Annotated in this window: 23 protein-coding genes and 1 tRNA gene; 9 read left to right on the top strand and 15 right to left on the bottom strand. The window is 58.7% G+C overall.

Annotated elements, in window-relative coordinates; genetic code table 11:
- Positions 1-73: 73 nt before the first annotated feature.
- The gene (locus tag N4A58_RS02565) at positions 74-256 is read right to left on the bottom strand and encodes a hypothetical protein (protein ID WP_293707507.1); all 183 of its coding nucleotides are present in this window, start codon (positions 254-256) and stop codon (positions 74-76) included.
- Positions 257-428: 172 nt separating this feature from the next.
- On the bottom strand, positions 429-3,206 hold the full coding sequence (gene acnA, locus N4A58_RS02570) for an aconitate hydratase AcnA (protein WP_293707509.1): 2,778 nt from the start codon (positions 3,204-3,206) through the stop codon (positions 429-431).
- Positions 3,207-3,426: 220 nt separating this feature from the next.
- Here acnA and N4A58_RS02575 point away from each other — a divergent pair, with 220 nt between their 5' ends.
- Positions 3,427-4,128 (top strand): thioredoxin family protein, encoded by a 702-nt coding sequence (locus N4A58_RS02575; protein ID WP_293707510.1) that lies wholly within the window; start codon positions 3,427-3,429, stop codon positions 4,126-4,128.
- On the opposite strand, the gene N4A58_RS02580 is transcribed toward N4A58_RS02575, so the two are convergent.
- From N4A58_RS02580 to N4A58_RS02600, 5 genes are all read right to left on the bottom strand, one after another.
- Positions 4,092-5,018, bottom strand: a complete 927-nt coding sequence (locus N4A58_RS02580; protein WP_293707511.1) for a lysophospholipid acyltransferase family protein — start codon at positions 5,016-5,018, stop codon at positions 4,092-4,094. The genes N4A58_RS02575 and N4A58_RS02580 overlap by 37 nt on opposite strands.
- 79 nt (positions 5,019-5,097) lie before the next feature.
- Entirely contained in the window at positions 5,098-6,153 is a 1,056-nt protein-coding gene (locus tag N4A58_RS02585; protein WP_293707512.1) for a FliG C-terminal domain-containing protein, read from the bottom strand.
- Positions 6,154-6,219: 66 nt separating this feature from the next.
- Positions 6,220-6,804, bottom strand: a complete 585-nt coding sequence (locus N4A58_RS02590; RefSeq protein WP_293707513.1) for an adenylate kinase — start codon at positions 6,802-6,804, stop codon at positions 6,220-6,222.
- A gap of 207 nt (positions 6,805-7,011) precedes the next feature.
- On the bottom strand, positions 7,012-8,319 hold the full coding sequence (gene purB / locus N4A58_RS02595) for an adenylosuccinate lyase (RefSeq protein ID WP_293707906.1): 1,308 nt from the start codon (positions 8,317-8,319) through the stop codon (positions 7,012-7,014).
- 84 nt (positions 8,320-8,403) lie between these two features.
- Positions 8,404-9,627, bottom strand: a complete 1,224-nt coding sequence (locus N4A58_RS02600; protein WP_293707515.1) for a bifunctional alpha/beta hydrolase/OsmC family protein — start codon at positions 9,625-9,627, stop codon at positions 8,404-8,406.
- Between the two features lie 139 nt (positions 9,628-9,766).
- On the opposite strand from N4A58_RS02600, the gene N4A58_RS02605 reads away from it, so the two are divergent.
- Entirely contained in the window at positions 9,767-10,513 is a 747-nt protein-coding gene (locus N4A58_RS02605) for a DUF3445 domain-containing protein (protein WP_293707518.1), read from the top strand.
- Here the strand turns inward: N4A58_RS02605 and N4A58_RS02610 are convergent.
- The 3 genes from N4A58_RS02610 to N4A58_RS02620 form a co-directional block, all read right to left on the bottom strand.
- Positions 10,503-11,300, bottom strand: a complete 798-nt coding sequence (locus N4A58_RS02610) for a lytic transglycosylase domain-containing protein (RefSeq protein ID WP_293707520.1) — start codon at positions 11,298-11,300, stop codon at positions 10,503-10,505. The genes N4A58_RS02605 and N4A58_RS02610 overlap by 11 nt on opposite strands.
- 135 nt (positions 11,301-11,435) lie before the next feature.
- Entirely contained in the window at positions 11,436-12,842 is a 1,407-nt protein-coding gene (gene glnA, locus N4A58_RS02615; protein ID WP_293707523.1) for a type I glutamate--ammonia ligase, read from the bottom strand.
- Positions 12,843-12,892: 50 nt separating this feature from the next.
- Positions 12,893-13,231, bottom strand: coding sequence for a P-II family nitrogen regulator (locus N4A58_RS02620; RefSeq protein ID WP_072706600.1), 339 nt, complete (start codon positions 13,229-13,231; stop codon positions 12,893-12,895).
- A 168-nt stretch (positions 13,232-13,399) separates the two neighbouring features.
- Between N4A58_RS02620 and N4A58_RS02625 the strand changes: the two genes are divergently transcribed.
- Positions 13,400-15,034, top strand: a complete 1,635-nt coding sequence (locus N4A58_RS02625) for an NAD(P)H-hydrate dehydratase (RefSeq protein ID WP_293707528.1) — start codon at positions 13,400-13,402, stop codon at positions 15,032-15,034.
- A gap of 19 nt (positions 15,035-15,053) precedes the next feature.
- Here the strand turns inward: N4A58_RS02625 and N4A58_RS02630 are convergent, their stop codons facing one another.
- A complete protein-coding gene (locus N4A58_RS02630; protein ID WP_293707530.1) occupies positions 15,054-15,518 on the bottom strand; it encodes a Hint domain-containing protein in 465 nt (154 codons plus the stop codon).
- A 146-nt stretch (positions 15,519-15,664) separates the two neighbouring features.
- Here N4A58_RS02630 and N4A58_RS02635 point away from each other — a divergent pair.
- From N4A58_RS02635 to N4A58_RS02650, 4 genes are all read left to right on the top strand, one after another.
- Positions 15,665-15,749, top strand: a tRNA-Leu gene (locus tag N4A58_RS02635).
- Between the two features lie 128 nt (positions 15,750-15,877).
- Positions 15,878-17,212, top strand: a complete 1,335-nt coding sequence (locus tag N4A58_RS02640; protein WP_293707532.1) for a mechanosensitive ion channel domain-containing protein — start codon at positions 15,878-15,880, stop codon at positions 17,210-17,212.
- A 127-nt stretch (positions 17,213-17,339) separates the two neighbouring features.
- Positions 17,340-18,677: a trigger factor gene (gene tig / locus N4A58_RS02645; RefSeq protein ID WP_293707535.1), complete on the top strand. Its 1,338-nt coding sequence runs from the start codon at positions 17,340-17,342 to the stop codon at positions 18,675-18,677.
- A gap of 124 nt (positions 18,678-18,801) precedes the next feature.
- Positions 18,802-19,350, top strand: a complete 549-nt coding sequence (locus N4A58_RS02650; RefSeq protein WP_293707537.1) for a GNAT family N-acetyltransferase — start codon at positions 18,802-18,804, stop codon at positions 19,348-19,350.
- Positions 19,351-19,410: 60 nt separating this feature from the next.
- Here the strand turns inward: N4A58_RS02650 and rplI are convergent, their stop codons facing one another.
- From rplI to rpsF, 3 genes are read right to left on the bottom strand one after another with little or no spacing between them, the layout of a single operon-like run.
- The gene (rplI, locus tag N4A58_RS02655; RefSeq protein ID WP_293707540.1) at positions 19,411-20,001 is read right to left on the bottom strand and encodes a 50S ribosomal protein L9; all 591 of its coding nucleotides are present in this window, start codon (positions 19,999-20,001) and stop codon (positions 19,411-19,413) included.
- Positions 20,002-20,013: 12 nt separating this feature from the next.
- Complete coding sequence (gene rpsR, locus N4A58_RS02660) at positions 20,014-20,241, bottom strand: 30S ribosomal protein S18 (RefSeq protein ID WP_013961325.1); 228 nt, start codon at positions 20,239-20,241, stop codon at positions 20,014-20,016.
- 25 nt (positions 20,242-20,266) lie between these two features.
- Positions 20,267-20,629, bottom strand: coding sequence for a 30S ribosomal protein S6 (gene rpsF, locus N4A58_RS02665; protein ID WP_072706594.1), 363 nt, complete (start codon positions 20,627-20,629; stop codon positions 20,267-20,269).
- Between the two features lie 281 nt (positions 20,630-20,910).
- Here rpsF and N4A58_RS02670 point away from each other — a divergent pair, with 281 nt between their 5' ends.
- Both N4A58_RS02670 and N4A58_RS02675 read left to right on the top strand, forming a co-directional pair.
- Positions 20,911-21,465, top strand: a complete 555-nt coding sequence (locus N4A58_RS02670) for a hypothetical protein (protein WP_293707565.1) — start codon at positions 20,911-20,913, stop codon at positions 21,463-21,465.
- A gap of 134 nt (positions 21,466-21,599) precedes the next feature.
- Complete coding sequence (locus N4A58_RS02675; protein ID WP_072706592.1) at positions 21,600-22,175, top strand: YceI family protein; 576 nt, start codon at positions 21,600-21,602, stop codon at positions 22,173-22,175.
- Between the two features lie 89 nt (positions 22,176-22,264).
- On the opposite strand, the gene N4A58_RS02680 is transcribed toward N4A58_RS02675, so the two are convergent.
- Positions 22,265-23,470, bottom strand: coding sequence for a cytochrome b/b6 domain-containing protein (locus N4A58_RS02680; RefSeq protein WP_293707568.1), 1,206 nt, complete (start codon positions 23,468-23,470; stop codon positions 22,265-22,267).
- Between the last annotated feature and the right edge of the window lie 61 nt (positions 23,471-23,531).

A 23,531-nucleotide genomic window follows, 5' to 3' on the forward strand; every position in this document is an offset into this window, starting at 1 on the left:
CGACCGCCGTATCCTGCTTCGGCACTGTGACAAGTTACGTAATTTTGTACCGTATCATCCATAAGAACCCTCCTTATCTGGACGGCTCCTTCTCGAAGAAACTGAAAACAACATCTACGAGGGTGATGGCGCGGCGCTTACTCTTTTCGGCGTTGCGGGCAAGGTCCAGCGTCTTTTGCGAGACTTCGTCCATCGAGACCTTTTGTGGCGCGGCAGAGAGGTGAGGCGCCAAGTCGAGCGACGTCATCATGTTCATAGCGTGGTGTCCTAGGGTGAATGGTGTTACCCGCTCCAACGACCGGTTTTGACGTCCTTTAGTGTGGGGTGCGAAATTAACCGCACTTCGGAAAAGGTTTGCGCCTAATGCCTATTTTGCACGCAAAAAGGGCGCCCGAAGACGCCCCTTTCATCACAATGTTGATCGCCCCTTAGGCTTGTTTGGCAAGGTTGCGCAGCACGGAATGGAGTACGCCACCGTTCTCGACGTATTCCTTTTCAGGGGCCGTATCGATGCGGCACTTCAGTGTGATCGTCTTGGTCGATCCGTCGCCATAGGTGATGTGGCAAGGCACTTCGGCCAAAGGCTTCACGTCATCTAGACCTTCGATGCTGACGGTTTCGTCGCCCTTCAGCTCCAGCGTCTTGCGGGTGTCACCACCTGTGAACTCGAAGGGTATCACGCCCATGCCCACAAGGTTCGAGCGGTGGATACGCTCAAAATTCTCGGCGATCACGGCTTTGACGCCGAGGAGCGCGGTGCCTTTGGCAGCCCAGTCACGCGAGGAGCCTGCGCCGTACTGTTCACCGCCAAAGATCACCAGCGGGGTGCCTTGGTCCTGATAGGCCATGGACGCCTCGTAGATCGTGGTCTGTTCGCCATCAGGGCCTTTGGTATAGCCGCCCTCGACGCCGTCCAGCATCTCGTTCTTGATGCGGATGTTGGCAAATGTGCCGCGCATCATGACCTCGTGGTTGCCGCGGCGCGAGCCATAGCTGTTGAATTCGCGCACCGGCACCTGATGGTCCAGCAGGTATTTGCCTGCGGGCGTGGTGTCCTTGAACGAACCGGCCGGAGAGATGTGGTCGGTGGTCACCATATCGCCAAGGATCGCCAGAACGCGTGCACCCTCGATATTGGTGATCGAGCCCTTCTCAGGCGACATGCCTTGGAAGTAAGGCGGGTTCTGGATGTAGGTCGAGCTTGCGGGCCAGTCATAGGTTTCGCCGCCCGACACCTCGACACCCTGCCATTTATCATCGCCTTTGAAGACGTCCGCATATTTAGACTGGAAGCTTTCGCGGGTCACGGTCTTTTCTACCAGTTCCGCGATTTCCGCGTTCGAGGGCCAAATGTCCTTGAGGTAGACATCGTTGCCGTCCTTGTCGGTGCCGATCACGTCAGTTGCGATGTTGACGTTCATGTCGCCGACCAGCGCATAGGCGACGACCAGCGGCGGCGAGGCCAGATAGTTCGCACGCACGTCAGGCGAGATGCGGCCTTCGAAGTTGCGGTTGCCCGACAAGACCGAGGTCGCGATCAGGTCGTAATCGTTGATCGCCTTGGAAATCGGTGCATCCAGCGGGCCCGAGTTACCGATACAGGTCGTGCAGCCGTAGCCCACAAGGTTGAACCCGATGGCATCCAAATCCTCTTGCAGACCGGCGGCCTCTAGATACTCGGACACAACCTGCGAGCCCGGCGCCAGAGACGTTTTGACCCAAGGTTTGCGGTTCAGGCCCAGTTCGCGGGCTTTGCGGGCCACCAGACCAGCGCCGATCATCACATAGGGGTTCGAGGTGTTGGTGCAGGATGTGATCGACGCGATCACGATCGAGCCGTCGTGCAGCTGATAGGCGCCGTCGTCGGTCTTGTACCAACCCTTTTTGTGGTGCCCTTCGTCACCAGGGATGTCGTGGGGTTCAGGCGCGCCGCCTTCACCTTCCCAGCGCACTTCTTCCTTGCCGCTGGCGTCTTTGCCTTCGCGGATGCCTTGGACGAACTTGCCGAACTCGGTGCCGGCTTCGGTCAGGGCGATGTAGTCCTGCGGGCGTTTGGGGCCCGAGATCGCAGGCACGATGGTGCCCATGTCCAGCTCGAGGGTCGAGGTGTAGACAGGCGCGTAGTCCGCATCGCGCCAGAAGCCGTTTTCCTTGGCGTAGGCTTCGACCAGTGCGATCCGGTCCTTGTCGCGGCCCGTCTGCTCCATATAGCGCAGGGTTTCCGCGTCGATGGGGAAGAAGCCACAGGTCGCGCCGTATTCAGGCGCCATGTTTGCGATGGTCGCACGCTGCGCCAGCGGCAGGTTGTCCAGACCTTCGCCGTAGAATTCAACGAATTTGCTGACCACGCCGTGTTCGCGCAGCATTTCGACGACCTTGAGAACAAGGTCGGTGCCGGTGGTGCCTTCGACCATTTCGCCGGTGAGTTTGAAACCAACAACTTCGGGGATCAGCATGGAGATCGGCTGACCCAGCATGGCGGCCTCAGCCTCGATCCCGCCGACGCCCCAACCCAGAACGGCCGCGCCGTTCACCATGGTGGTGTGGCTGTCAGTGCCGACCAGAGTGTCAGGATAGGCCACAGTCTCGCCGTTCTGGTCCACATCGGTCCAGACGGTCTGCGCCAGATATTCGAGGTTCACCTGGTGACAAATACCCGTTCCCGGAGGGACCACGCGGAAGTTTTCAAACGCGGTCTGACCCCATTTCAGGAACTGATAGCGTTCAAGGTTCCGTTCGTATTCGCGATCCACATTCATCTGGAACGCGCGCGGGTTGCCGAATTCGTCGATCATGACCGAGTGGTCGATGACCAGATCCACGGGGTTCAGAGGGTTAATCTTCTGCGCATCACCGCCGAGCGCTTTGATTCCGTCGCGCAACGCGGCCAGATCGACGACCGCGGGAACGCCGGTAAAGTCCTGCATCAGAACCCGGGCAGGGCGGTAGGCAATCTCGCGGGGGTTCTTGCCGCCTGCGGTGGCCCATTCGCCAAATGCCTTGATGTCGTCGGTCGAGACGGAAAAGCCGTCATCCTCGTAGCGCAGCAGGTTCTCAAGAACCACTTTCAGCGATGCGGGAAGTTTGGAAAAATCGCCAAGACCGGCATCGGTCGCGGCTTGAATGGAATAATAGGAAACGGTCTGGTCGCCGACCGACAGAGTACGGCGTGCTTTGACGCTGTCTGTTCCGACTGTAATGGGCATGAAATGGGCCTCCCTTTCAATCATGAGGGGTATCGCAAAAAATTATGTGGTCATGCTGCGCTCAGGATCAAGAGATCATCCCGCGCGACACAGCTTGCCGTCCAAGATGTAACCCTTTCACGATGCTGTCAGTTCCCAGACACATCGCATTTCGTTGATTGGTCTTCGCAGAAGTTTTTGCTTACATCCGAAGCAACAAAAAAAACGGTGCGGAGTAAGGATGAGACGAATTCTAACAGCTTTGGTGTTTGCCGGGATCGGGTCGATGGCTGCGGCGCAGTCTTCAACCTCTCCTGTGGTGGTGGAACTTTACACCTCCCAAGGCTGTTCGTCTTGTCCCTCTGCGGATCGGGTGCTGGAAAAACTGTCCTCGCGGGACGATATCTTGCCCTTGTCGCTGCACGTGGATTACTGGGATTACATCGGCTGGGCTGACACCTTTGCCAATCCTGCGTTCACCGAGCGGCAAAAGGTTTACGCCCGGAATATGGGCGAACGGATGATCTACACCCCGCAGATGGTGATCAACGGCGGTGCGCATGTGGTCGGCAATCGGCCCATGGACGTGGCGGATGCTTTGAATTTGGCCAAAGACACGCGCGGGGCAACATCGCTGTCGGTCAGGTTGGATGGCTCAACCCTGCGTATTCAGGCCATGGCGATCGATCCTGCCGGAGCGCCTTATGCGGTGCAATTCGTGACCTATCTGCCCGAGGAAACCGTCAAGATCAAACGCGGCGAGAATGCGGGCAAAGAGGTCACTTACGTGAATGTTGTCAGCGGATGGCAACATGTGGGTGAGTGGGACGGGACGGGTGAATTCACCGCCGCCGTTAACACCACGCCCGAAGAGGATGAGCATGCCGTCATCCTGCAAAAAGCCAATCAGGGCGAAGTTGTCGCTGCGGCCCGCTTGCGCTGACGCCGCGGCTTCCACCGGCGATGAACCCAGAACCACTGCTCTGGATGACGATGAATACGCTGCTCTAGGGCGGCTGTCATCGCGCGGGTTTGTTCAACGGGATCGTCATGGGTTAACGGCGCATCAAACTCTGCGCTGAACGTAAGGCCATCTGGCTGACGTACCCCAAAAAATGGCACCAAGAGCGCCCCTGTTTTGCGTGCGATCTCTGCCGCAGATGTCAGCGTCGGAGCAGGTTTTCCCATGAAATCAATTGGAACGCCGCCACTGTCGTAGATATCGAACAGCAAAACGGCCATGCCGCCTTGTTTTAGATGTTTGACCAGTCCCATGGTCCCACGGCGCCCTTGTTCAAACACCGGACCGCTCAGGTCGTGCATATTCTGCGCATAGTGTTCGTTGAAATAGGGGTTCGCGATGGGGCGATACAGGCCGCCGATTTGGTAGCCTTGGCGCACGAGCGCGGCGCGAGGGGCTTCGAAATTTCCGAAATGGCCAGTCACGAACAGGACAGGACGGTTCTCTGCGCGGGCCTCTGCGATCGCCTCTAGTCCGGGGCCAGAGAGCGTGGTCGTCTCGGCGCGTTTCAGCAGATCGCCGACCGAATAATTCTCGATGAAAACGCGGCCAAAATTATCGCATACCCCGTCCGCGATCCGGTTGCGCTCTGCTTCCGGCATGTCGGGCCAGATGTATGCCAGATGGTCCAGCGCCCGCTTGCGGTAGCCCACGCGCGGGGCAATGACCTTGCGCATGAGCCAACCCAGCAGTGCCACGCGCCGTTGATAAGGCAGCGCCAAAGCGGTGCGGATGATCCCGCGCAGGGCGCGGTCCTCGGCCCAGTCGCCCCAAGAACCGGAAGGTGCGGCGTCTGTCTGCTGTGTGCTCATGTCGTCTGGATGCTGCTTTGTGTCTGCGAGTGCAGACATAAGCCGCACGGGCGCTGATCACAAGCTTGGGGCGGATTCCTTACTCTTTGACGTCAGGGATCGGGAGCAGTTCCAGCCCGTTTTCCGCCTGCATCCGCCGGATGACCTTGACCACGCGGGCCATTGCGGTCTCGACCTCTTCGGTGTCGGGGGTCGTGCGTTCACGCGCTTGACTTCGCAGCTGATCAGATAGGCGTTTTGACATGTTCGCCAGCATGAACTTCCAAGAACTGATATCGTTCTCTTCGGTCGCACCAGAGATAATCAGCGCCATATCATCGTCCCCGATGGTGCGAACGACGGCGGGCGCGTCGATGGGTTTCAGGCGGTATTGCAGGTCGGCAAAGGTAAGAATCACGCCGCGCAGGGCCCGTGCGAACTCTGCGTCGTCCTCTTCTATCCCTGTCAGAACCGAATCGCGTGTGTTTGCGGTCGAGACATCCAAAATCTCTCCCAGCCGTTTGGCAGGGGGCTTGGCGAACTCTTTGGGCGGGGCCTGATCGATCTGAGTCGCGAGCGAAACGCCGATCCGGTAGACCGCCTCCGGGGTCACCTGTTCGGTGCGCGACACGGCAAAGGCCACGCGCCGGGCCTGATCGCCCGGCATGCGGGCCAGAATGCCTGCAGCTTTGTCGGTCGGCAGTTTTGACAGCAGGACGGCAGACACCTCTAGGCTTTCGCGTTCAAAGAAACCCATCAGCACATCGGCGTCCAAAGCAGATAGCCGCGCCCACGCATCGCCCTTTTGCCGGACCCCAGCCTCGCGGCGCAGGCGCGCGGCAGTTTCGGGACTCAGCTTGCCATCCAGCGTTTCGAGTGCACCCGCCAGCCCATCGGGAAAGGCCAACCCGATCTGCTCTAGCTCTGACGCGAACTCTCCCAGCACATCAGAGAGTGTGTCGCGATCAATGTAGCGCAGTTGGCCCATCGCTTGGGTCAAGGATTGCTGCAAGTCTTCGGGCAGGTCGGTCAGGGGGATGTCCGCGCCTTCTGACAGCAGAAAGCGCACGATGATCGCGGCCTTGTGCCGCCGCTGCAACGGAGCAGCAACGGGGCGTTGAACAGCGGTGATCCGGGCAAGGGGCTGACTGGTCATGGGGTCCTCTATACGGCAGAAGCACCCTAGACTCGCAGGAATGAAGAAAGCTTTACCTTCCGCAGGTTAGTGCAGATTTTGGCTCAGGTGAGGATACTGGGGAATGCGGATCGGGGGAACCAAAGCGGCCATGGTGCGCCGTGTCATGTGCGAGACGCCCCGTTGGCCGTCCAAACGCAGCACGGGCAAGCCCATCTTGTCGAGCCACTTGTTGTGGCAGGCCAGGCTGCGTCCTTTAAATTGGGGGTCGTCATACCGGCTGGCCCATCCCATAAAGCATTCGTGCACCAGATACATATCGCCGGTTTCGGTGATCCTGTCCCCGTACCGCCGTGCTTCGCGGGCGCGCAGGCGCTGCATCCGCAGGTCATGGGGCGTGTAGATGAAAATGATCAGGTCCGCGTCTTCGACCAGTTCTTCGCCCCAGCCCATGAGCGATCCGGCAACAATCCAGCCGTTGCGCGGCTGTGCCTTGTGCATCAGATCCAATCGTTCGGGGACGGTGCGCTTTTCGGTGTAGGGGACCTGTGTCGGCTTCCAATAATAGTCGTCAGTGTCCAGAAGCGGAAGATTCAGGACCTTGGACAGGCGGCGCCCTAGGGTCGAAACGCCAGAGCCAGCGGCCCCCGTAATATGAATTCTATAGCCCATGCCGGTAACTCCAGCTGCGACCCCGCCAGAAACAATCGGCTGAAATCGTCACGAAAGGTTATAAGTTTCTATACAAAAGGATAACGCTGTCGCTCGCGTCTCAGCAAGGCCGTTTTTGCACATGCAGAAAGTTTTAATTTACCAGTCATTAAAAAATCCGCCGCAGACAGGCTGCGACGGATCAGAATTTTCAGCGATGTAAAAGGCTTAGCTTTCGCCGAATACGCGCTTGAAGATCGCGTCCACGTGCTTGGTGTGGTAGTCCATGTCGAACTTGGCGTTGATGCCATCCACACCCAGTGCGGCGACGACTTCTTCGTCAGCCAGCAGAAGTTCACGGAAATCGACGCGGTCTTCCCAGACTTTCAAGGCGTTGCGCTGGACCATGGAATATGCGTCTTCGCGCGACACGCCCGCTTGGGTCAGGGCCAGCAGAACGCGCTGGGACATGACCAGACCGGGGAACTTGTTCATGTTGTCCAGCATGTTCTGGGGGAACACGAGCATCTTGTCGATCACGCCGGTCAGACGGGCAATCGCGAAGTCCAGAGTGATGGTCGCATCGGGGCCAATCGCGCGCTCGACCGAGCTGTGCGAAATGTCACGCTCGTGCCACAGAGCAACGTTTTCCATTGCGGGGATGACCGACATACGGACCAGACGGGCCAAACCGGTCAGGTTTTCGGTCAGAACGGGGTTCTTCTTGTGGGGCATCGCCGACGAGCCCTTCTGGCCCATCGAGAAGAATTCTGCGCCTTCCAGCACTTCGGTGCGCTGCATGTGACGGATTTCGATCGCGACGTTTTCGATCGAGGACGCGATCACACCCAGCACGGCAAAGAACATCGCGTGACGGTCACGGGGGATCACCTGCGTGCTGATGGGCTCGGGCTTCAGGCCCAGCTTTTCACAGACGTGCTCTTCGACGCGGGGGTCGATGTTGGCAAAGGTGCCAACCGCGCCACTGATCGCACCGGTTGCGATTTCTTCGCGGGCGGCTTTCAGGCGGCTCAGGTTGCGGTCCATTTCCGCGTAGAAGCGGGCAAAGGTCAGACCCATGGTGGTAGGCTCTGCGTGGATGCCGTGGCTGCGGCCGACGCGCACGGTGTTTTTGTGCTCCATCGCGCGCTTTTTCAGGGCGGCCAGCAGGCCTTCCATGTCTTTGATCAGGATGTCGCTTGCGCGGACCAGCTGCACGTTCAGGCAGGTGTCCAGAACGTCGGACGAGGTCATGCCCTGGTGGACAAAGCGGGCCTCTTCGGAGCCAACGTGTTCAGCAAGGTGGGTCAGGAACGCGATGACGTCGTGCTTGGTGACGGCTTCGATCTCGTCGATGCGGGCCACGTCGAACTCGACGTCTTTGGCTTTCCAGACGGCGTCGGCGTTTTCCTGCGGGATCACACCCAGCTCGGCCTGTGCGTCACAGGCGTGCGCCTCGATCTCGTACCAGATTTTGAACTTGGTGGCGGGTTCCCAGATCTGGGTCATCTCGGGGCGGGAATAGCGGGGGATCATCGGCAGGCCCTTTGCTTTGTCGTTGACAGTTGCGCGCGTCATAGACGGATGCGCGCAAATGAACAAGATAGCCTGCGTTTCCCGCTATTTTTCCAACAGATGCGTTTCCACGACCGAGGTCTGCTTCAAGGTGTCATGCACGGGGCATTTGTCCGCGATTTGCAGCAGGCGGTCGCGCTGTTCGTCGGTCAGATCGCCAAGCAGCGTAATCTCGCGGATAAAGCGGTCCACGCCCTTGTGCGGCATGGTCGGCATCGAGGCATCTTGGGCGTGTACCTTGTCGTGGCGCACATCGACGCGGATGTGCCGCAGGGGCCAGTTCTTGCGCCGCGCGTACATGCGAATAGTCATGGAGGTACACGCCCCCAGACCCGCCGAGAGGAACCCATAGGGCGACATGCCTTGGTCCGTGCCGCCATAAGCCTCTGGCTCGTCGGCCAGAACGTGGTGACGGGGGCCGGCCTGCACGTCGTTCAGGAAGCCGCTGGGATCGGCCTCGGACACGCGAATGATGCCTTCGGGGGCGCCAATCGGCGGCGCAGGGGGCCGCAGGTCCAGATAACGTTCCGCCCAAGCGGTGATCATCCCCGCCGCATACTCTGCATCGCGCGGGTCAGTTAGCAGGTGGTCTGCCGTGTCGAGGGTCACGTAGCTCTTGGGATGGCGGGCGTATTTGAAAATCTCGGTCGCGTTGGACAAGGGGACCACTTCGTCCAATGGTGCATGGAGGACCAGCAGGGCTTTGTCCAAGTCGCTGATCTTGTCCTTCAGGGTGGTGGATTCCACGTCGCGCACGAAATCTGCGCCGATACGAATCGCGTGGTCACCGATGAGAACCTCGGCCTCGCCGTTTTCGCGGATTTCAGGCAGCGCGTCTTCGAACTGGCGCGTCACGGACAGAGGACTGGCAGGCGCTCCGATTGTGGCAATCGCCCGAATGTGGGGCAGCCGGTGGGCGGCGGCCAGAACGGCGGTGCCCCCCAGAGAGTGACCGACCAAGAGGCTGGGGGTCATGCCCCGATCTGCCATATATTCGTTGGCTGCGACCAGATCATCGATGTTGCTGGAAAAGGTGGTCTCTTCGAAGGCGCCCTCGGACTGGCCCACGCCAGAGAAGTCAAACCGAAGGACGGCAATCCCCGCAGCGGCCAAACGGCGCGAGATGCGCGTGGCGGCAAGGCTGTCCTTGGTACAGGTAAAGCAGTGGGCAAACACGGCTGTGGCCAGCACGGGTCCGCCCGGTTGCTCCAGTCGCGCGGCCAAGGTGTGTCCCCCGGGTCCGGCGAAGGTGACGCGTTCGGTAGGCATTCATTTTCCCCAGATGTTTCCCTGTAGCTGTGTCAATTTAGGGCAATGGGCAAGGGGAATGACACAAGACTATCGCAAGGGTGATCGAACGGCATCAAAACGGATGAATGGAGTGGCAAGCTAAGCTAGCGTCCGAGGCATGAGCACAGAGATTTTACACAGCGCGATTCCCTATGACATTCGCAAGGGTCTGCCCGGCATCCAGCCCGTGCCAGAGAATGACTGGCTCTGGGTCGATGAATGCTATGGGGCGCAAATGGCCTATCGCGACCAGTTGATCGCCGAGCGCCTTGGCGATGTGCATTATCTAGAAGATGGTGCGCTGGAAGCAGGCCGAGAGTTTCTATTAACTTTGCTAAGTAAGCTTTCGTCTTTTCGGGATTTTGTGGTTTTGGATACGCATGTTATCCGGCCCGATGGTGTGCAGATTCCGATTGATTGGGACCAACCTTTGGTGACTGCGGGCCGGCTTGGTCAGGCCGACTACTGCATTCTGCAAAAGCCAGAAGGTGCGTCAGAGCATTGTCTAACCGGCGCAATCCTGTGCTTTCCGTCCAGCTGGACTCTCTCGGAAAAGGCGGGTCGGCCCCTGATGGCGATCCATGTGCCGATCCCTGAGTATGACGAGAATATTGGTAAGCGGGTGCAGCGTCTGTTCGATGGCGTGCAACCGGGGCGTCCAATCTGGCGGGCCAATGAGCTCTGGCACGGCTACGCGAATTTGCACCAACCCAAGTCAGAGAAGGACCCGCGCCGGTCCTACGGGCCTGATGCGCCGTTCTTTCGCTCTGAGCGTCAGGTGATCATGCGACTACCGGAAACGCGAGCCGTGGTGTTTTCGATCCACACCTTTGTGACCCGCAATCCGAATGCCGCTAGCGCATAATCTCTGCGCCCATGATCGCGATGGCCTGTTGATAGACCGTGGCGGCGTTCCATTCTTTGATCACTGCGAAGTTGGGTTGACCCTGCTGAAAGCCCGCACCGCGCCGCCAGCCCTTGGAGGCAAGGAAGTTCGCGGTCGAGGCCAGCGCGTCTGACTGGTTGTAGAAGTCCACGCGCCCGTTCCGATCAATATCCACACCATAGCGCAAGGCGTTTCCGGGCAGGAACTGGGTATGGCCAAGCTCGCCGTGTTTCGCGCCTTGGGTCGCTGCGGTGATGGACCCAATATCGACCAGTTGAAGCGCCCCGATGGCGTGAGGGATGAAGAAATCGCTACGGCGGCAGTCATAGGCCAACGTGGTGATCGCCGAAACGACAGGGGTGTCGCCCATGAAGCCCCCGAACGCGGTCTCCATCCCGTGGATCGCGATGATCACGCCTGCGGGAACGCCATAGATCTCTTCCAGAGCGCTGTAGAATTTCGCGTCACGGGCCAGACGTTTGCGTCCTTGCGCGATGATCGTGGCGCTGCCGCGCACCTGCATGAACTTCTCTAGGCTGTATTTGAAGCTCTTTTGATTACGGTCTGCGGCGATGGTTCCGTTCGAGTACCGCGCCGACGCCAGAGCCTGCAACCCGCGTTGGCCGACACCGGCCCGCTTCGCTGTTTGGGCAAAGGATGCCTTCCGCTGTTCAAAGCCTGCCGACGTGTTGCCGCACGCTGCACTGACGGCAGAGCCAGCCAAAATCCCGATCGCGGCCAAGGCCGCAGAGAGTGAAAGTCGCATCGTAAAACCTGTGTGTCTAAAATCCCGCAAAGGGTAGACCCATTCGTCCCAACCACCAAGTAAAGCCCCGGTCAGCAGGCATAGAAAAAGGGCGCCCGTTGCGGGGCGCCCTCGATGCTAAACCCAAGAGGGGAATTAGCAGCTGTAGTACATTTTGTATTCCATCGGGTGGGGAGTGTGCTCGTAGGCGTACACTTCTTCCATCTTCAGGTCGATGTAGCCTTCGATCTGACCTTTGGTGAACACGTCACCGGCCAGCAGGAAGTCCATGTCGGCTGCCAGTTCGTCCAGAGCTTCGCGCAGCGAGCCACAAACGGTGGGGATGCCGGCCAGTTCTTCTGCGGGCAGGTCGTACAGGTTCTTGTCCGACGCTTCGCCAGGATGGATCTTGTTCTTGATGCCGTCGAGGCCAGCCATCAGCAGAGCTGCAAAGCACAGGTAGGGGTTCGCCGCGGGATCGGGGAAACGTGCTTCGACGCGCTTCGCCTTGGGCGATTCGGTCCACGGAATACGAACACAACCCGAGCGGTTGCGTGCCGAGTACGCGCGCAGAACGGGAGCTTCGAAACCGGGAACCAGACGCTTGTACGAGTTGGTTGCAGGGTTGGTGAAGGCGTTCAGAGCTTTCGCGTGCTTCAGGATACCACCGATGAAGTACAGCGCTTCGTCCGACAGGTCAGCGTATTTGTCGCCAGCGAACAGGGGCTTGCCGTCTTTCCAGATCGACATGTTCACGTGCATACCGGAACCGTTGTCACCAGCCATGGGCTTGGGCATGAAGGTTGCGGTCTTGCCGTAGGCGTGCGCGACGTTGTGGATGATGTACTTGTACTTCTGCAGGTTATCGGCCTGCTCGGTCAGCGTTCCGAAGATCAGACCCAGTTCGTGCTGGCTGGTCGCAACTTCGTGGTGGTGCTTGTCCACCTTCATGCCGATTGCCTTCATGGTCGACAGCATTTCAGAACGGATGTCCTGCGCGTCGTCCACGGGGTTTACGGGGAAGTAGCCGCCTTTGTAGTCGGCGCGGTGCGACAGGTTGCCGGTCTCGAACTCTGCGTCGGTGTTCCAGGCTGCGGTTTCCGCATCGATCTGGTAGGACACTTTGTTCGGTGCAACCGAGTAGCGCACGTCGTCGAACAGGAAGAATTCAGCTTCGGGGCCGAAGTACGACACGTCACCGATGCCCGAAGACTTCAGGTAGGCTTCTGCCTTCTGAGCGGTACCACGGGGGTCACGGTCGTAGGCTTCGCCGGTGTCGGGCTCAACGATCGAGCAATGGATCGCGATGGTCTTCTCTGCGTAGAAGGGGTCGATGTAGACCGAATCGGTGTCGGGCATCAGTTTCATGTCCGATGCTTCGATCGACTTCCAGCCTGCGATCGACGAGCCGTCGAACATGAAGCCTTCTTCTAGGAAATCCTCATCGACCAGGTCCGAAACAACAGTCACGTGCTGCAGTTTGCCGCGCGGGTCGGTGAAGCGGATGTCGACATACTGGATGTCTTCATCTGCGATCAGCTTGAGAACTGCATCTTTGCTCATGTTCCCTGTTCCTCTCTAAAGTAGTGGATAGTTTTACAAGGCGGCTGAAATTACAGCGCGTCCTGGTTCGTTTCGCCGGTCCGGATACGGATTGCATGCTCAACGGGGCTGACGAAGATTTTGCCGTCACCGATTTTGTCGGTCTTGGCAGCATTGATGATCGCTTCGATGGCTGCGTCCACCTGATCGGCGGGCAGGACAACTTCGATCTTCACTTTGGGCAGGAAGTCCACGACATACTCTGCGCCGCGGTAGAGTTCTGTGTGGCCTTTCTGACGGCCAAACCCTTTGACCTCGATCACCGAGAGGCCCTGGACACCAACCTCTTGCAGAGCTTCTTTCACTTCGTCGAGCTTGAAGGGTTTGATGATCGCTTCGATTTTTTTCATAGCCGGCCTCCTCGTGTCGGGTTGCGTCACTTCAGATCATTTCTGTTTCCGCTCCACAATCGGATAGATTACTCTAGCCAAGCGCGTTGCAGCCGAATTTATAGGCGGGTGTAAAAAATGTGCAAGCTGACTGTATTTTGTGCAGTTTGAAAACTTTTAGGTGAATTGATGGGCGAAATTCTGACCTCTGCACAAATGCGCGCCAAAGAAAAAAGGGTGATGCAGGCTGGCGAGGTCACTGGCCTTGGGTTGATGGAGCGCGCTGGCCAAGGCGTTCTGGACGAGACTTTCCGCGAATTTCCGGACTTGGATAAATGCAAAGCTCACGCAGTTGTGCTGTGCGGGCCGGGCAACAATGGCGGCGATGGTTTCGTGATCGCCCGTGGGTTGTTTGAGCGCGGCTGGCAGGTCGAGGTTTTCTTTTGGGGCAAGGCCGAGAAGCTCTCTGACGATGCGCGGCAGATGCATGATGCATGGGCTGCTTTGGGTCCGATACATTCGATGACGCCTCAGAGCGCAGGGCAGGGTGAGCGCCCGACATTATTGTTCGATGCCATGTTCGGGATCGGGATCAGCCGTCCCATTCCGATAGAGTGCGCGCTGTCCTTCCATGCGGTGTGTGATCGGGCATCTGGTGACAAAAAGGTGATCTGCATCGCCGTGGATTGCCCGTCCGGCGTGGATGTGGACACGGGCGCGACGCTTTTGTCTGACGATCCGAGTCGCATCAAGGGCGACACTGACCCGCGGAAGATCGCCGAGCGGACAGATCTATGCGTCACCTTTCACGCTCCGAAATTGGGGCATTGTTTGGCACAGTTGGGGCGTCATCCCGTCGCCGTTGTGGATATCGGTTTGGACGCCGAGCCTGCGGATGCGGTCATACCTCCGGATGGCGTGACGCATTCTATCCCGCCTTTGGCGCCGGAAACCTGGCTCAAAGAGGTCACGGGTTTGGGCCGTGGGGGACACAAGTATACGCGCGGTCACGCTCTGATTCTGGCGGGCGGTGTTGGCAAAGGTGGCGCGGGCCGAATGGCCGCGCGGGCGGCGCTGCGCGCGGGCGCTGGCTTGGTCACGTTAGGGGTGCCGTCAGAGGCACTGGCGGAGAATGCAGCGCAGCTGAACGCCATTATGTTGACCGAGATTTCCAGCGCCAAAGACGTGTCGCAGGCATTAGAAGACACGCGCTTGTCTTCGGTCTGTCTGGGGCCGGGCCTTGGTGTCGGGATAGAAACGCGCGACAGAGTGCTCGCGGTACTACAGGCGACGGCCTCGGACGGGCGGCGCGCTGTTTTGGACGCCGATGCGCTCAGCAGTTTTGCCGATGCACCAGAGGTCTTGTTCGAGGCGTGTCATGAAAACGTGGTGATCACCCCGCACGAAGGCGAGTTTGCGCGTCTCTTTCCCGATCTCGCGGAAAAGGTGCGGATCCCGGATCCGTCCAAACAGGGGCTGGGGAAAGTCGAAGCGACGAAACTCGCGGCAGAGCGACTCGGGGCGACGGTCTTGCTCAAGGGCGAAGCGACCGTTTTGGCGGATCAGCGCGGGGCCAGTGCCATCCATTCTGCTCTTTATCATCGGGCAGTCCCGTGGCTGGGAACAGCGGGGGCAGGTGATGTGCTGGCGGGGATAATTGCGGGGCTCACCGCGCATCTGATGGCTGCAACCAGTGCTATGATCGATCTGGCCGCCGCCGCAGTTTGGCTTCATGCGCAGGCCGCGCGAAGCTTTGGGCCGGGCCTCATCGCAGAGGATTTGCCGGAGCAGTTGCCAAATGTCTTTAGGGAGTGCGGGTTCTAAGGGCGCTCGCCGCTAGTGATCACAGAACGGGGCAGTACAGTTCCAGCCCGTCTGCATAGATGATGTGATCAGTGTCGAAGCGCAGGCGATAGAACACACGTTTGGCGACCGGTAGGGACTTCAGGAATTCACCATCTTCCAGACGGCCTACGCGCATCAATGCCTGCTTCTGACCAGTCAACGCCTGAGCGCGCCAGTCTCGAATCAGGATTTTCTGGTTTGCGGGCAGGTCGGTGTCGTGTTCGGGGCGGTCGTGACCCAGACTTCCGGCGCGAATGCGGACGACATCACAATCGCTTTCAAATTTCTCGATTCGGCGCAGCACAGACATGCCCGCGTCACGGGTGATGATCCTTGCTCCTTCGCTCAGGGCTTCGACGGCGACGGCACCCATCGCGGTCAGAACCTGAGTGCCCGAGGTAATGCCCAAGCTCACATTGGCCATATCATCTGCGATCAGTGCGCTTTGCGTCGTCGGAAACATATCCACCTCGTATCTCACCACGGAGATACCTTCCGCGACATGTCTTAAGAAAACGTCCAAACGGGGCGAAATTAAGGCGCGGTGAAAAAAATTCATTTTGCCTCTCGCCACCGCTGAAACGCTTTGCTAGAGAGCAGTCCTCGGATGCGGGTGTGGCGAAATTGGTAGACGCACCAGATTTAGGTTCTGGCGCCGCGAGGCGTGGGGGTTCAAGTCCCTCCACCCGCACCACTGAGAATACTTTCTAAAAATCAGCTGATTACAGTGTGGGCTTCTCTACACATCGGTTTCATTTGACCAACCGTGTCTCGAACCCGTTACACTGGTCCTGCGGCAAGAACGACAGAGGAGCGCGCAGGATGGAAGAGCTGGAGACCAAATATGTCACGCCCCTGACCGAGGCTGTGACAGGGCTCTTGGACTATTTGTGGACCTTTGGGATTCAGTTGTTCACGCCCATCCAGTTCATCGCAATCTTCGTAGCTTTGTTCGTGGCGCTGGTGCTGCACCGTTTGGTGCGGCGCGTGATCAAAACTGTCGCAGAAACGACCGAGGGCCGCCTGACCCGCCGCGCTTTGGCAACGGCTGGGGCGATTAGCCTGCCGATCGGATGGGTGATCGGGCTGTGGATTGCGATGGGGGCGTTGAGTGCTTTTGGCCAGCCGATAACGATGGTCCGGCTGTTCGCAAGCCTGATCAACGCGTGGATCATTATCCGCATTCTGACAACGCTGCTGCCCTCAAACTCCTTTGCCAATCTGGTCAGTTGGACCATCTGGGCTGTGGCGGCGCTGAATGCGGTGGGGCTGCTGGACCCGACGATCCTATGGCTCGATTCGATAAAGTTTTCGTCCAACCAGCTGAACATTTCGCTGTGGACGGCCATTCAGGGCCTGATTGTCAGCTCCATGCTCTTGTGGGTGGCCTATCATTCGTCTGGCTTCATTGCGCGGCGGCTCGAGGCGGCGACGACACTTTCCCCCACAGCGCAGGTGCTTCTGTCCAAGGTTCTGGGCATCGTTCTGATGGTCGTGGCGGTGCTGGTCGGGATGCAGGTGGTCGGGATTGACCTGACGGCCTTTGCTGTATTTTCCGGTGCGCTGGGTCTGGGGGTTGGTCTGGGCATGCAGCGGACGGTGGCAAACTTTGTCGCTGGTTTTACCATGCTTGCAGACAGATCGATCAAACCGGGGGATGTGATCGAGATTCAAACCGGCGAGGGGCCCACCTATGGCGTGGTCAAAGCGCTGGCGGGGCGCTACGTGTCTGTTCGGACGCGGTCGGGGACAGAAACTCTGATCCCCAATGAAATCCTGATCTCTAATCCTGTGACCAACTGGTCTTTTTCGGACAAGCGCGTGCGCAGGGCCGTCCCGATTGGCGTTGCGTATTCCACCGATTTAGAAAAGGCGATGGCCCTCGCGATCGAAGGGGCGCAAGCCTGTCCGCGTGTGCTGAAGCTGCCTGCGCCGATTTGCCTGATCAAAGGGTTCGGCGATTCCAGTGTCGATCTGGAACTGCGGTTCTGGATTTCCGACCCAGAGGGCGGGGTAGCGAATATCACCAGCGAAGTGCTCTTGCAGATCTGGAAGCGCTTTCGTGAGCATGGCATCGAAATTCCGTTCCCGCAGCGCGAGATCACGATCAAGAACCCACCCGCGCCAGAGGTAGAGGCGCCGCAAACGCCGGAATAAGCCCACAATCGCGCCGAGTCGGATGGTTCCGCTGACAAATACGCCTTGCGCGCATCGTTTGTCCGCCTTAGAACGCGCCAAACCGATCCGGCGGGCGTGGCCCGCCCTAATTTCTATGGGGAAACGTATGCAGGTCACCGAGACGCTGAACGAAGGTCTGAAGCGCGGTTATGCGATCACCGTCACCGCAGCCGAGCTGGAAGCCAAGGTCAACGAAAAGCTGACCGAGGCGCAGCCTGAGATCGAAATGAAGGGCTTCCGCAAAGGTAAAGTCCCGATGGCTCTGCTGAAAAAGCAGTTCGGCCAGCGCGTTCTGGGCGAAGCGATGCAGGAAGCCATCGACGGCGCGATGAACGAGCACTTCGAAAAGTCGGGCGACCGTCCCGCAGCCCAGCCCGAGGTCAAAATGACCAATGACGACTGGAAAGAAGGCGACGACGTTGCGGTCGAAATGACCTACGAAAAGCTGCCCGAGATTCCCGAAGTCGACCTGTCGGGCGTTAAGCTCGAGAAGCTGGTTGTCAAAGCGGACGACGAGCAGGTCAACGAGACTCTGGAAAGCTTGGCGAAGAACGCACAGGACTTTGACGCGCGCGAAGAAGGCGCAGCGGCAGAGGACGGCGACCAGATCGTATTCGACTTCTTGGGTAAAGTTGACGGCGAAGCCTTTGAGGGCGGCGCAGCAGAAGACTACCCGCTGGTTCTGGGCTCGAACAGCTTCATCCCCGGCTTCGAAGAGCAGCTGGTTGGCGTGAAAGCCGGCGAAGAAAAAGACGTCACCGTCTCCTTCCCCGAAGAATACGGCGCAGAGCACCTGGCTGGCAAAGAAGCTGTCTTCGAGTGCAAGATCAAAGAAGTCAAAGCGCCCAAGGCTGCTGAGATCGACGATGAGCTGGCCAAGAAGTACGGTGCCGAAGATCTGGAAGGTCTGAAGACCCAGATCCGTGAGCGTCTGGAAGCCGACTACGCGAACACCGCGCGTCAGGTCACCAAGCGCAAGCTGCTGGACGCTCTGGACGGTCTGGTCTCGTTCGACCTGCCCCCGAGCCTTGTTGAAGCAGAAGCCAAGCAGATCGCGCACCAGCTGTGGCACGAAGAGAACCCCGAGGTTCAGGGCCACGATCACGGCGAGATCGAGACCACCGAAGAGCACACCAAGCTGGCCGAGCGCCGCGTGCGTCTGGGTCTGCTGCTGGCCGAAATCGGCAACAAAGCAGAAGTCGAAGTAACTGATCAGGAAATGACCCAGGCGGTTATGGCGCAGGCGCGTCAGTACCCCGGTCAAGAGCGTCAGTTCTTTGAATTCATCCAGCAGAACCCGCAGATGCAGCAGCAGCTACGTGCGCCGATCTTTGAAGACAAGGTTGTCGACCACATCGTCGATCAGGCCGAAGTCACCGAGAAAGAGATCAGCAAAGACGAGCTGAAAGAAGCTGTCGACGCGCTGGAAGAAGAAATCGCATAAACTGCGGTTCCTTTGACAGGATTTCGGGCCGTCCCAGTTGGGGCGGCCTTTTCTTTTGGGGCATTGGTGTGCATTTGGCCGATGGTTTGATTTGAGTATTTTTACAAAGCAGAAAGAGGCGGGGATGGCGCAGTTTGATGTGCGTATGGCGTCAATTGAGGATGCCGAGCGGATTGCTGAAATTCACGTGGCCTGCTGGAACGAGACCTATCGGAGTTTGCTGCCGGATTATTTGCTGGATCAGATGACTGTCGCGGACCGCGCGGACATGTGGCGCGGTGTTTTTGCGGCCTTTGAAGCGGGAGCTTTTGGCCAGTGTGCCGTGTTGGAGTTGGACGGAGAGGCCGTTGGATTTGCGGGATACTGCGCGCAGCGGGACGAGGCTTTGAAAGCGCAAGGCTTTGGCGGAGAGATCACAGCTGTGTACGTGCGGCGTGCGAACCAAGGGCAGGGCGCAGGGCGGCTCTTGATGCGTTGGTGTGCCGAGTCGTTGGTGGCTGCGGGAGTTCAGGGCGCTGCGTTGTGGGCATTACGAGAAAACGCGCCGGCAAGAGGGTTCTACGAGCGTATGGGTGGGGAGATTTGCGGCGAGACCGAAGAAACCCGCGATGGGGCTGTCTTGACGTCGGTTGCCTATGGTTGGGCGGATGTATCCGTGCTGGCCGTCCAATAAAAAACGCCGCGCAGGTGGGCTGCGCGGCGTCGCTTCGGGATTTGGAATAGGCGCGAGGCCTTATTCCGAAGCTGTCTCTTCTTCGTCGTCCGAAGCTGCCGAACCGAGGTCGTCGAACAGCTGCGAGACTTCAAAGTCCGCGGCTGCTTCTTCTTCGGCTGCCAGTTCTTGGATCGACTTGCCCGATGCCTGCAGTTCAGCTTCTTCGTTCGAACGAGCGACGTTCAGCTGAATGGTTGCTTCGACTTCGGGGTGCAGGACAACGTGTACGTCGTGCAGACCAAGGTACTTGATCGGTGCCGACAGAACGACCTGCTTGCGGTCAACGGTGAAACCAGCTTCGGTGGCTGCGTCTGCGGCGTCACGGGTGGTGACCGAACCGTAGAGAGCACCCGCGTCCGACGCGGCGCGAATCACGATGAACTGCTGGCCATCCAGCTTTTCAGCAAGAGATTCTGCTTCTTTTTTGGTTTCGAGGTTGTTTGCTTCCAGCTGGGCTTTACGCTCTTCGAAAGCAGCGATGTTTGCTTTCGATGCGGTCATGGCCTTCTGCTGGGGCAGCAGGTAGTTGCGGGCATAGCCGGGCTTGACGTCGACGACTTCGCCCATCTGGCCAAGCTTGGCCACGCGCTCGAGAAGGATAACTTGCATATCAGTGTCTCCTTATTTCACAGCGTAGGGCAGCAGAGCGAGGAAGCGGGCGCGCTTGATAGCACGAGCCAGTTCACGCTGCTTCTTTGCCGAAACGGCAGTGATGCGCGAGGGAACGATTTTGCCGCGCTCAGAGATGTAGCGCTGCAGAAGACGGGTGTCTTTGTAATCGATCTTGGGTGCGTTGTCGCCCGAGAAGGGGCACACTTTGCGACGGCGGAAAAACGGTTTGGTAGCCATGGTTTAGATCCCTTTCCTAATCCGCTTAGCGACGCTCGCGGCGGTCACCGCGATCACCGCGCTCTTCGCGCTTTTGCATCTGGATCGACGGACCTTCGGCGTGCTCGTCGACCTTGATGGTCATGACGCGCATGACGTCGTCATGCAGGCGCATCAGGCGTTCCATTTCCTGAACCGCTGCCGAGGGGGCATTGGTGCGCAGGAAAGCGTAGTGGCCTTTGCGGTTCTTGTTGATCTTGTACGCCATGGTTTTGACGCCCCAGTATTCACTGGCTACGATGGCACCACCATTGTCGGACAGAACGGTCGAGAAGTGTTCGATCAGGCCTTCGGCCTGTGCGCCGGACAAGTCCTGACGCGCGATAAATACATGCTCATAGAGAGCCATGTGTTATCTCCAGTCATTTTCAGCGAGCTTCATAGGGCGGGTTACTCCTTCGCCCCACCCACGAGAGGTCACGCGGTTCACGAAATTTGCGAAGGAAGCGCTCATATACACGAGTTCGGGAAAAACACAAGCCGCGAAGGGCTATTTGCGCCGGGCAGGATGATTGCGCTGGAAATGGCAACAATGGGGCGAAATGCGCCGGAAATTACCCCATGAGTGCCCAATTCTCGCCCTGACCCTTAAGGCATTGTAAACGCATATATTACCGAGGGAGCAGGTAAATGGTTGCACTGAATGAAAAGCCTGGAGCACAGGCGAACGGGCTTCCGTGGGAGAGCGGAGATGTCCATGTCGAGCCAACAATATGGGGCTATGTGGTCCATTGCGTATCGGCGGGTGAGAAATTGATGCCAGTCTTGCGCCTTGCGACCGCAATATTGGGGATCGTTGTCATCACGATGGCCGTGGGGTTGTGGTTTGTTCCAACCCGCTACTTGGGCGAGGAAACCCTGCTGGTCAAACTCGTGACCTCTGGCATGGGGTTCTACGGCGGGCTCATGCTTGTCCAAGCGGCCCAAGCGGTCAGCCGCCCCGAAGTGCAACTGGATATGCAGCGCCGCGAAGTGCGGATCATTGAAAGGTCTTCCCGTGGGGCCACGCGACTGATGGCCTGCCACAGCTTTTCCGCGCTCTCTGATATTCGGGTGGAAGAAGGTGAGCTCTTGGCTTTTGACCGCTCTAACGAAGAGGTGCTGCGCGTGCGTTTGAACGCAGTGATGGACCGCGCCCATATCGAGCGTCGGTTGCGCCGCGAGGTGTTTGGTCAGCGGGGCTGAAACGCCCCCTGCGCACACAGGCATAGGCCGACTGTTCGAATTCACACAGAACATGTTGAACCAACACGGATTGTCCGGAGCGCCGCTTCGGACAATTTGTTGTGGTGTAACGCAACACCCCTCTGGAGAGCGAAATGAAGAATACCCTGATTGCAGCCCTGGTCGCCACTACCGCAGCTTCCGCAGCATACGCAGCCCCCGAAAAGTACACCCTGGACCCCAGCCACAGCCAGATCGTGTTCAACTACAACCACCTCGGGTTCTCGACCACCTATGGCATGTACTCGGGTTTCGAAGGCGAAATCATGTTTGACGCCGAAGCGCCTGCAGACAGCTCGGTCACCGTGTCGTTCCCGACCGACACCCTGATCACTGGCTGGGACGAACGCACCCAGCACTTCCTGACCGGCGACTTCTTTGGCGCAGAAGAGAGCCCCGAGATCTCGTTCACCTCGACCGGCATCGAAGTCACTGGCGAGAAAACCGGTGAGATCACTGGCGACCTGACCATCAACGGCGTGACCAAGTCGATCGTTCTGGACGCAGAAATGACCCAGATGGGCGACCACCCGATGGCGAACAAGCCTTGGGTTGGCTTTAACGCGACCACCACCGTTGTACGCAGCGAGTTCGACATGGGTCAGTTCGCACCCTACGTCAGCGACGAAGTCGAAGTCTTTATCTCGATCGAGGCAATGAAAGCCGAGTAATCGCTGATCAGCTAACCGGTACAAGAAATGAAAAAGGCGGTCAGAGTTCTGACCGCCTTTCTTTTTGTCTGGCCGTTTGGGCCGAGGGGTTATTCCCCCTCGGCGGCGCGGGTAGCGGTCAGGTTGATCGCCACGTCGACGGAATATCCCAGCGAACCTTCGTCGCTCATGCTGTCGCCCACATGGTAGTTGCGGCGATCCAGAGTGACGGTGCCATTCACGGTCGCGGTGTCGCCGTCGATGGTCAGGTCAAAGGGCATAGTGATCGGTTGCTCGTAGCCTTTGATCGTCAGCGTGCCTTCGGCGGTGTTGCCCTCGGCGGTCGAGATCAGGTCAGCGGTAAAGGTCGCGGTCGGATGCTCTTCGACATTGAAGTAATCGGGGCCCATGGCCTGGTCCGTGACCGTGCCCAAGGTCAAAGAGGGGATCGAGATCGTGACCTCGGCTTGGCCTTTGACATCGGTCTCTGCGGTTTCGTCGTAGCTGATCGACGCGGTCCAATCAGCGAACGATCCTGTGACGGAGGATCCCATCTGCTGCACGGTGATCGCGATGTCACCTTCGGTTACGGTCCAATCGGTCTCAACTTCGGCCAATGCTGCGGCTTCGGTGCGTTCAGGCTGCGCGAACAGACCAAGCCCGGCACCTGTGCCCAAAGCGGCGGCCCAAATCACGAGCGCGACGAACAGAGGCGCAAAGACGCTGTGCTTGTCTTCGAGCGGACCCGTCGCGGGATAGCCGGGCAGCATCCGCAGCAGGGTCGCGTCGCGGTCGATGAAGTGGTGCTTTAGTGCGCCAAGGACGTGGGCGATCAGCGTAAACAGCAGGACCTTTTCCAAGATCCCGTGCAGCACAGAGAAGGTATGCGAGAGCTCTGGCGATTTGGGAACGAAGGGCAACGACTGACCGAAAGGCCACCAGATCGGTGCATAGCCTTCGGCACTGGCGTGGTGGATCCAACCGGTCAGCGGCACCAAGATCAGCGAGCCATAGAGCAGCCAGTGCGCGGTTTCGGCCAAAAGAGATTCGACTGGCTTGTCCCCGTTCATCAGGGCGGGCTTGGGTTGGGTCAGCGCCCACAGAATGCGTAGGACAGCCACAAAGAACACTGTGACCCCCAGCGTTTTATGCAGAGAGAAAAGCCATGCCTTTTGGGCCAGCTGTTCAGAGGTCTCGAATGGGGCATCGGTTGCAATGATCCCTAGGGGAATCAGCGTGAGGATGAGAAGCGCGACGAGCCAGTGGAAGGTCTTGGCTACGGCGCCGTAGTGGGTGGCGTTGTTGCTGAGGGGCATTGAAAAGTCCTGAACGTCAAATGAGGAGGGGTCCGCTTGGCAAAATAGCGTATGGGCAGTT

It is taken from the genome of Donghicola sp., from assembly GCF_025210255.1.
Taxonomy (GTDB): Bacteria; Pseudomonadota; Alphaproteobacteria; order Rhodobacterales; family Rhodobacteraceae; genus Donghicola; species Donghicola eburneus.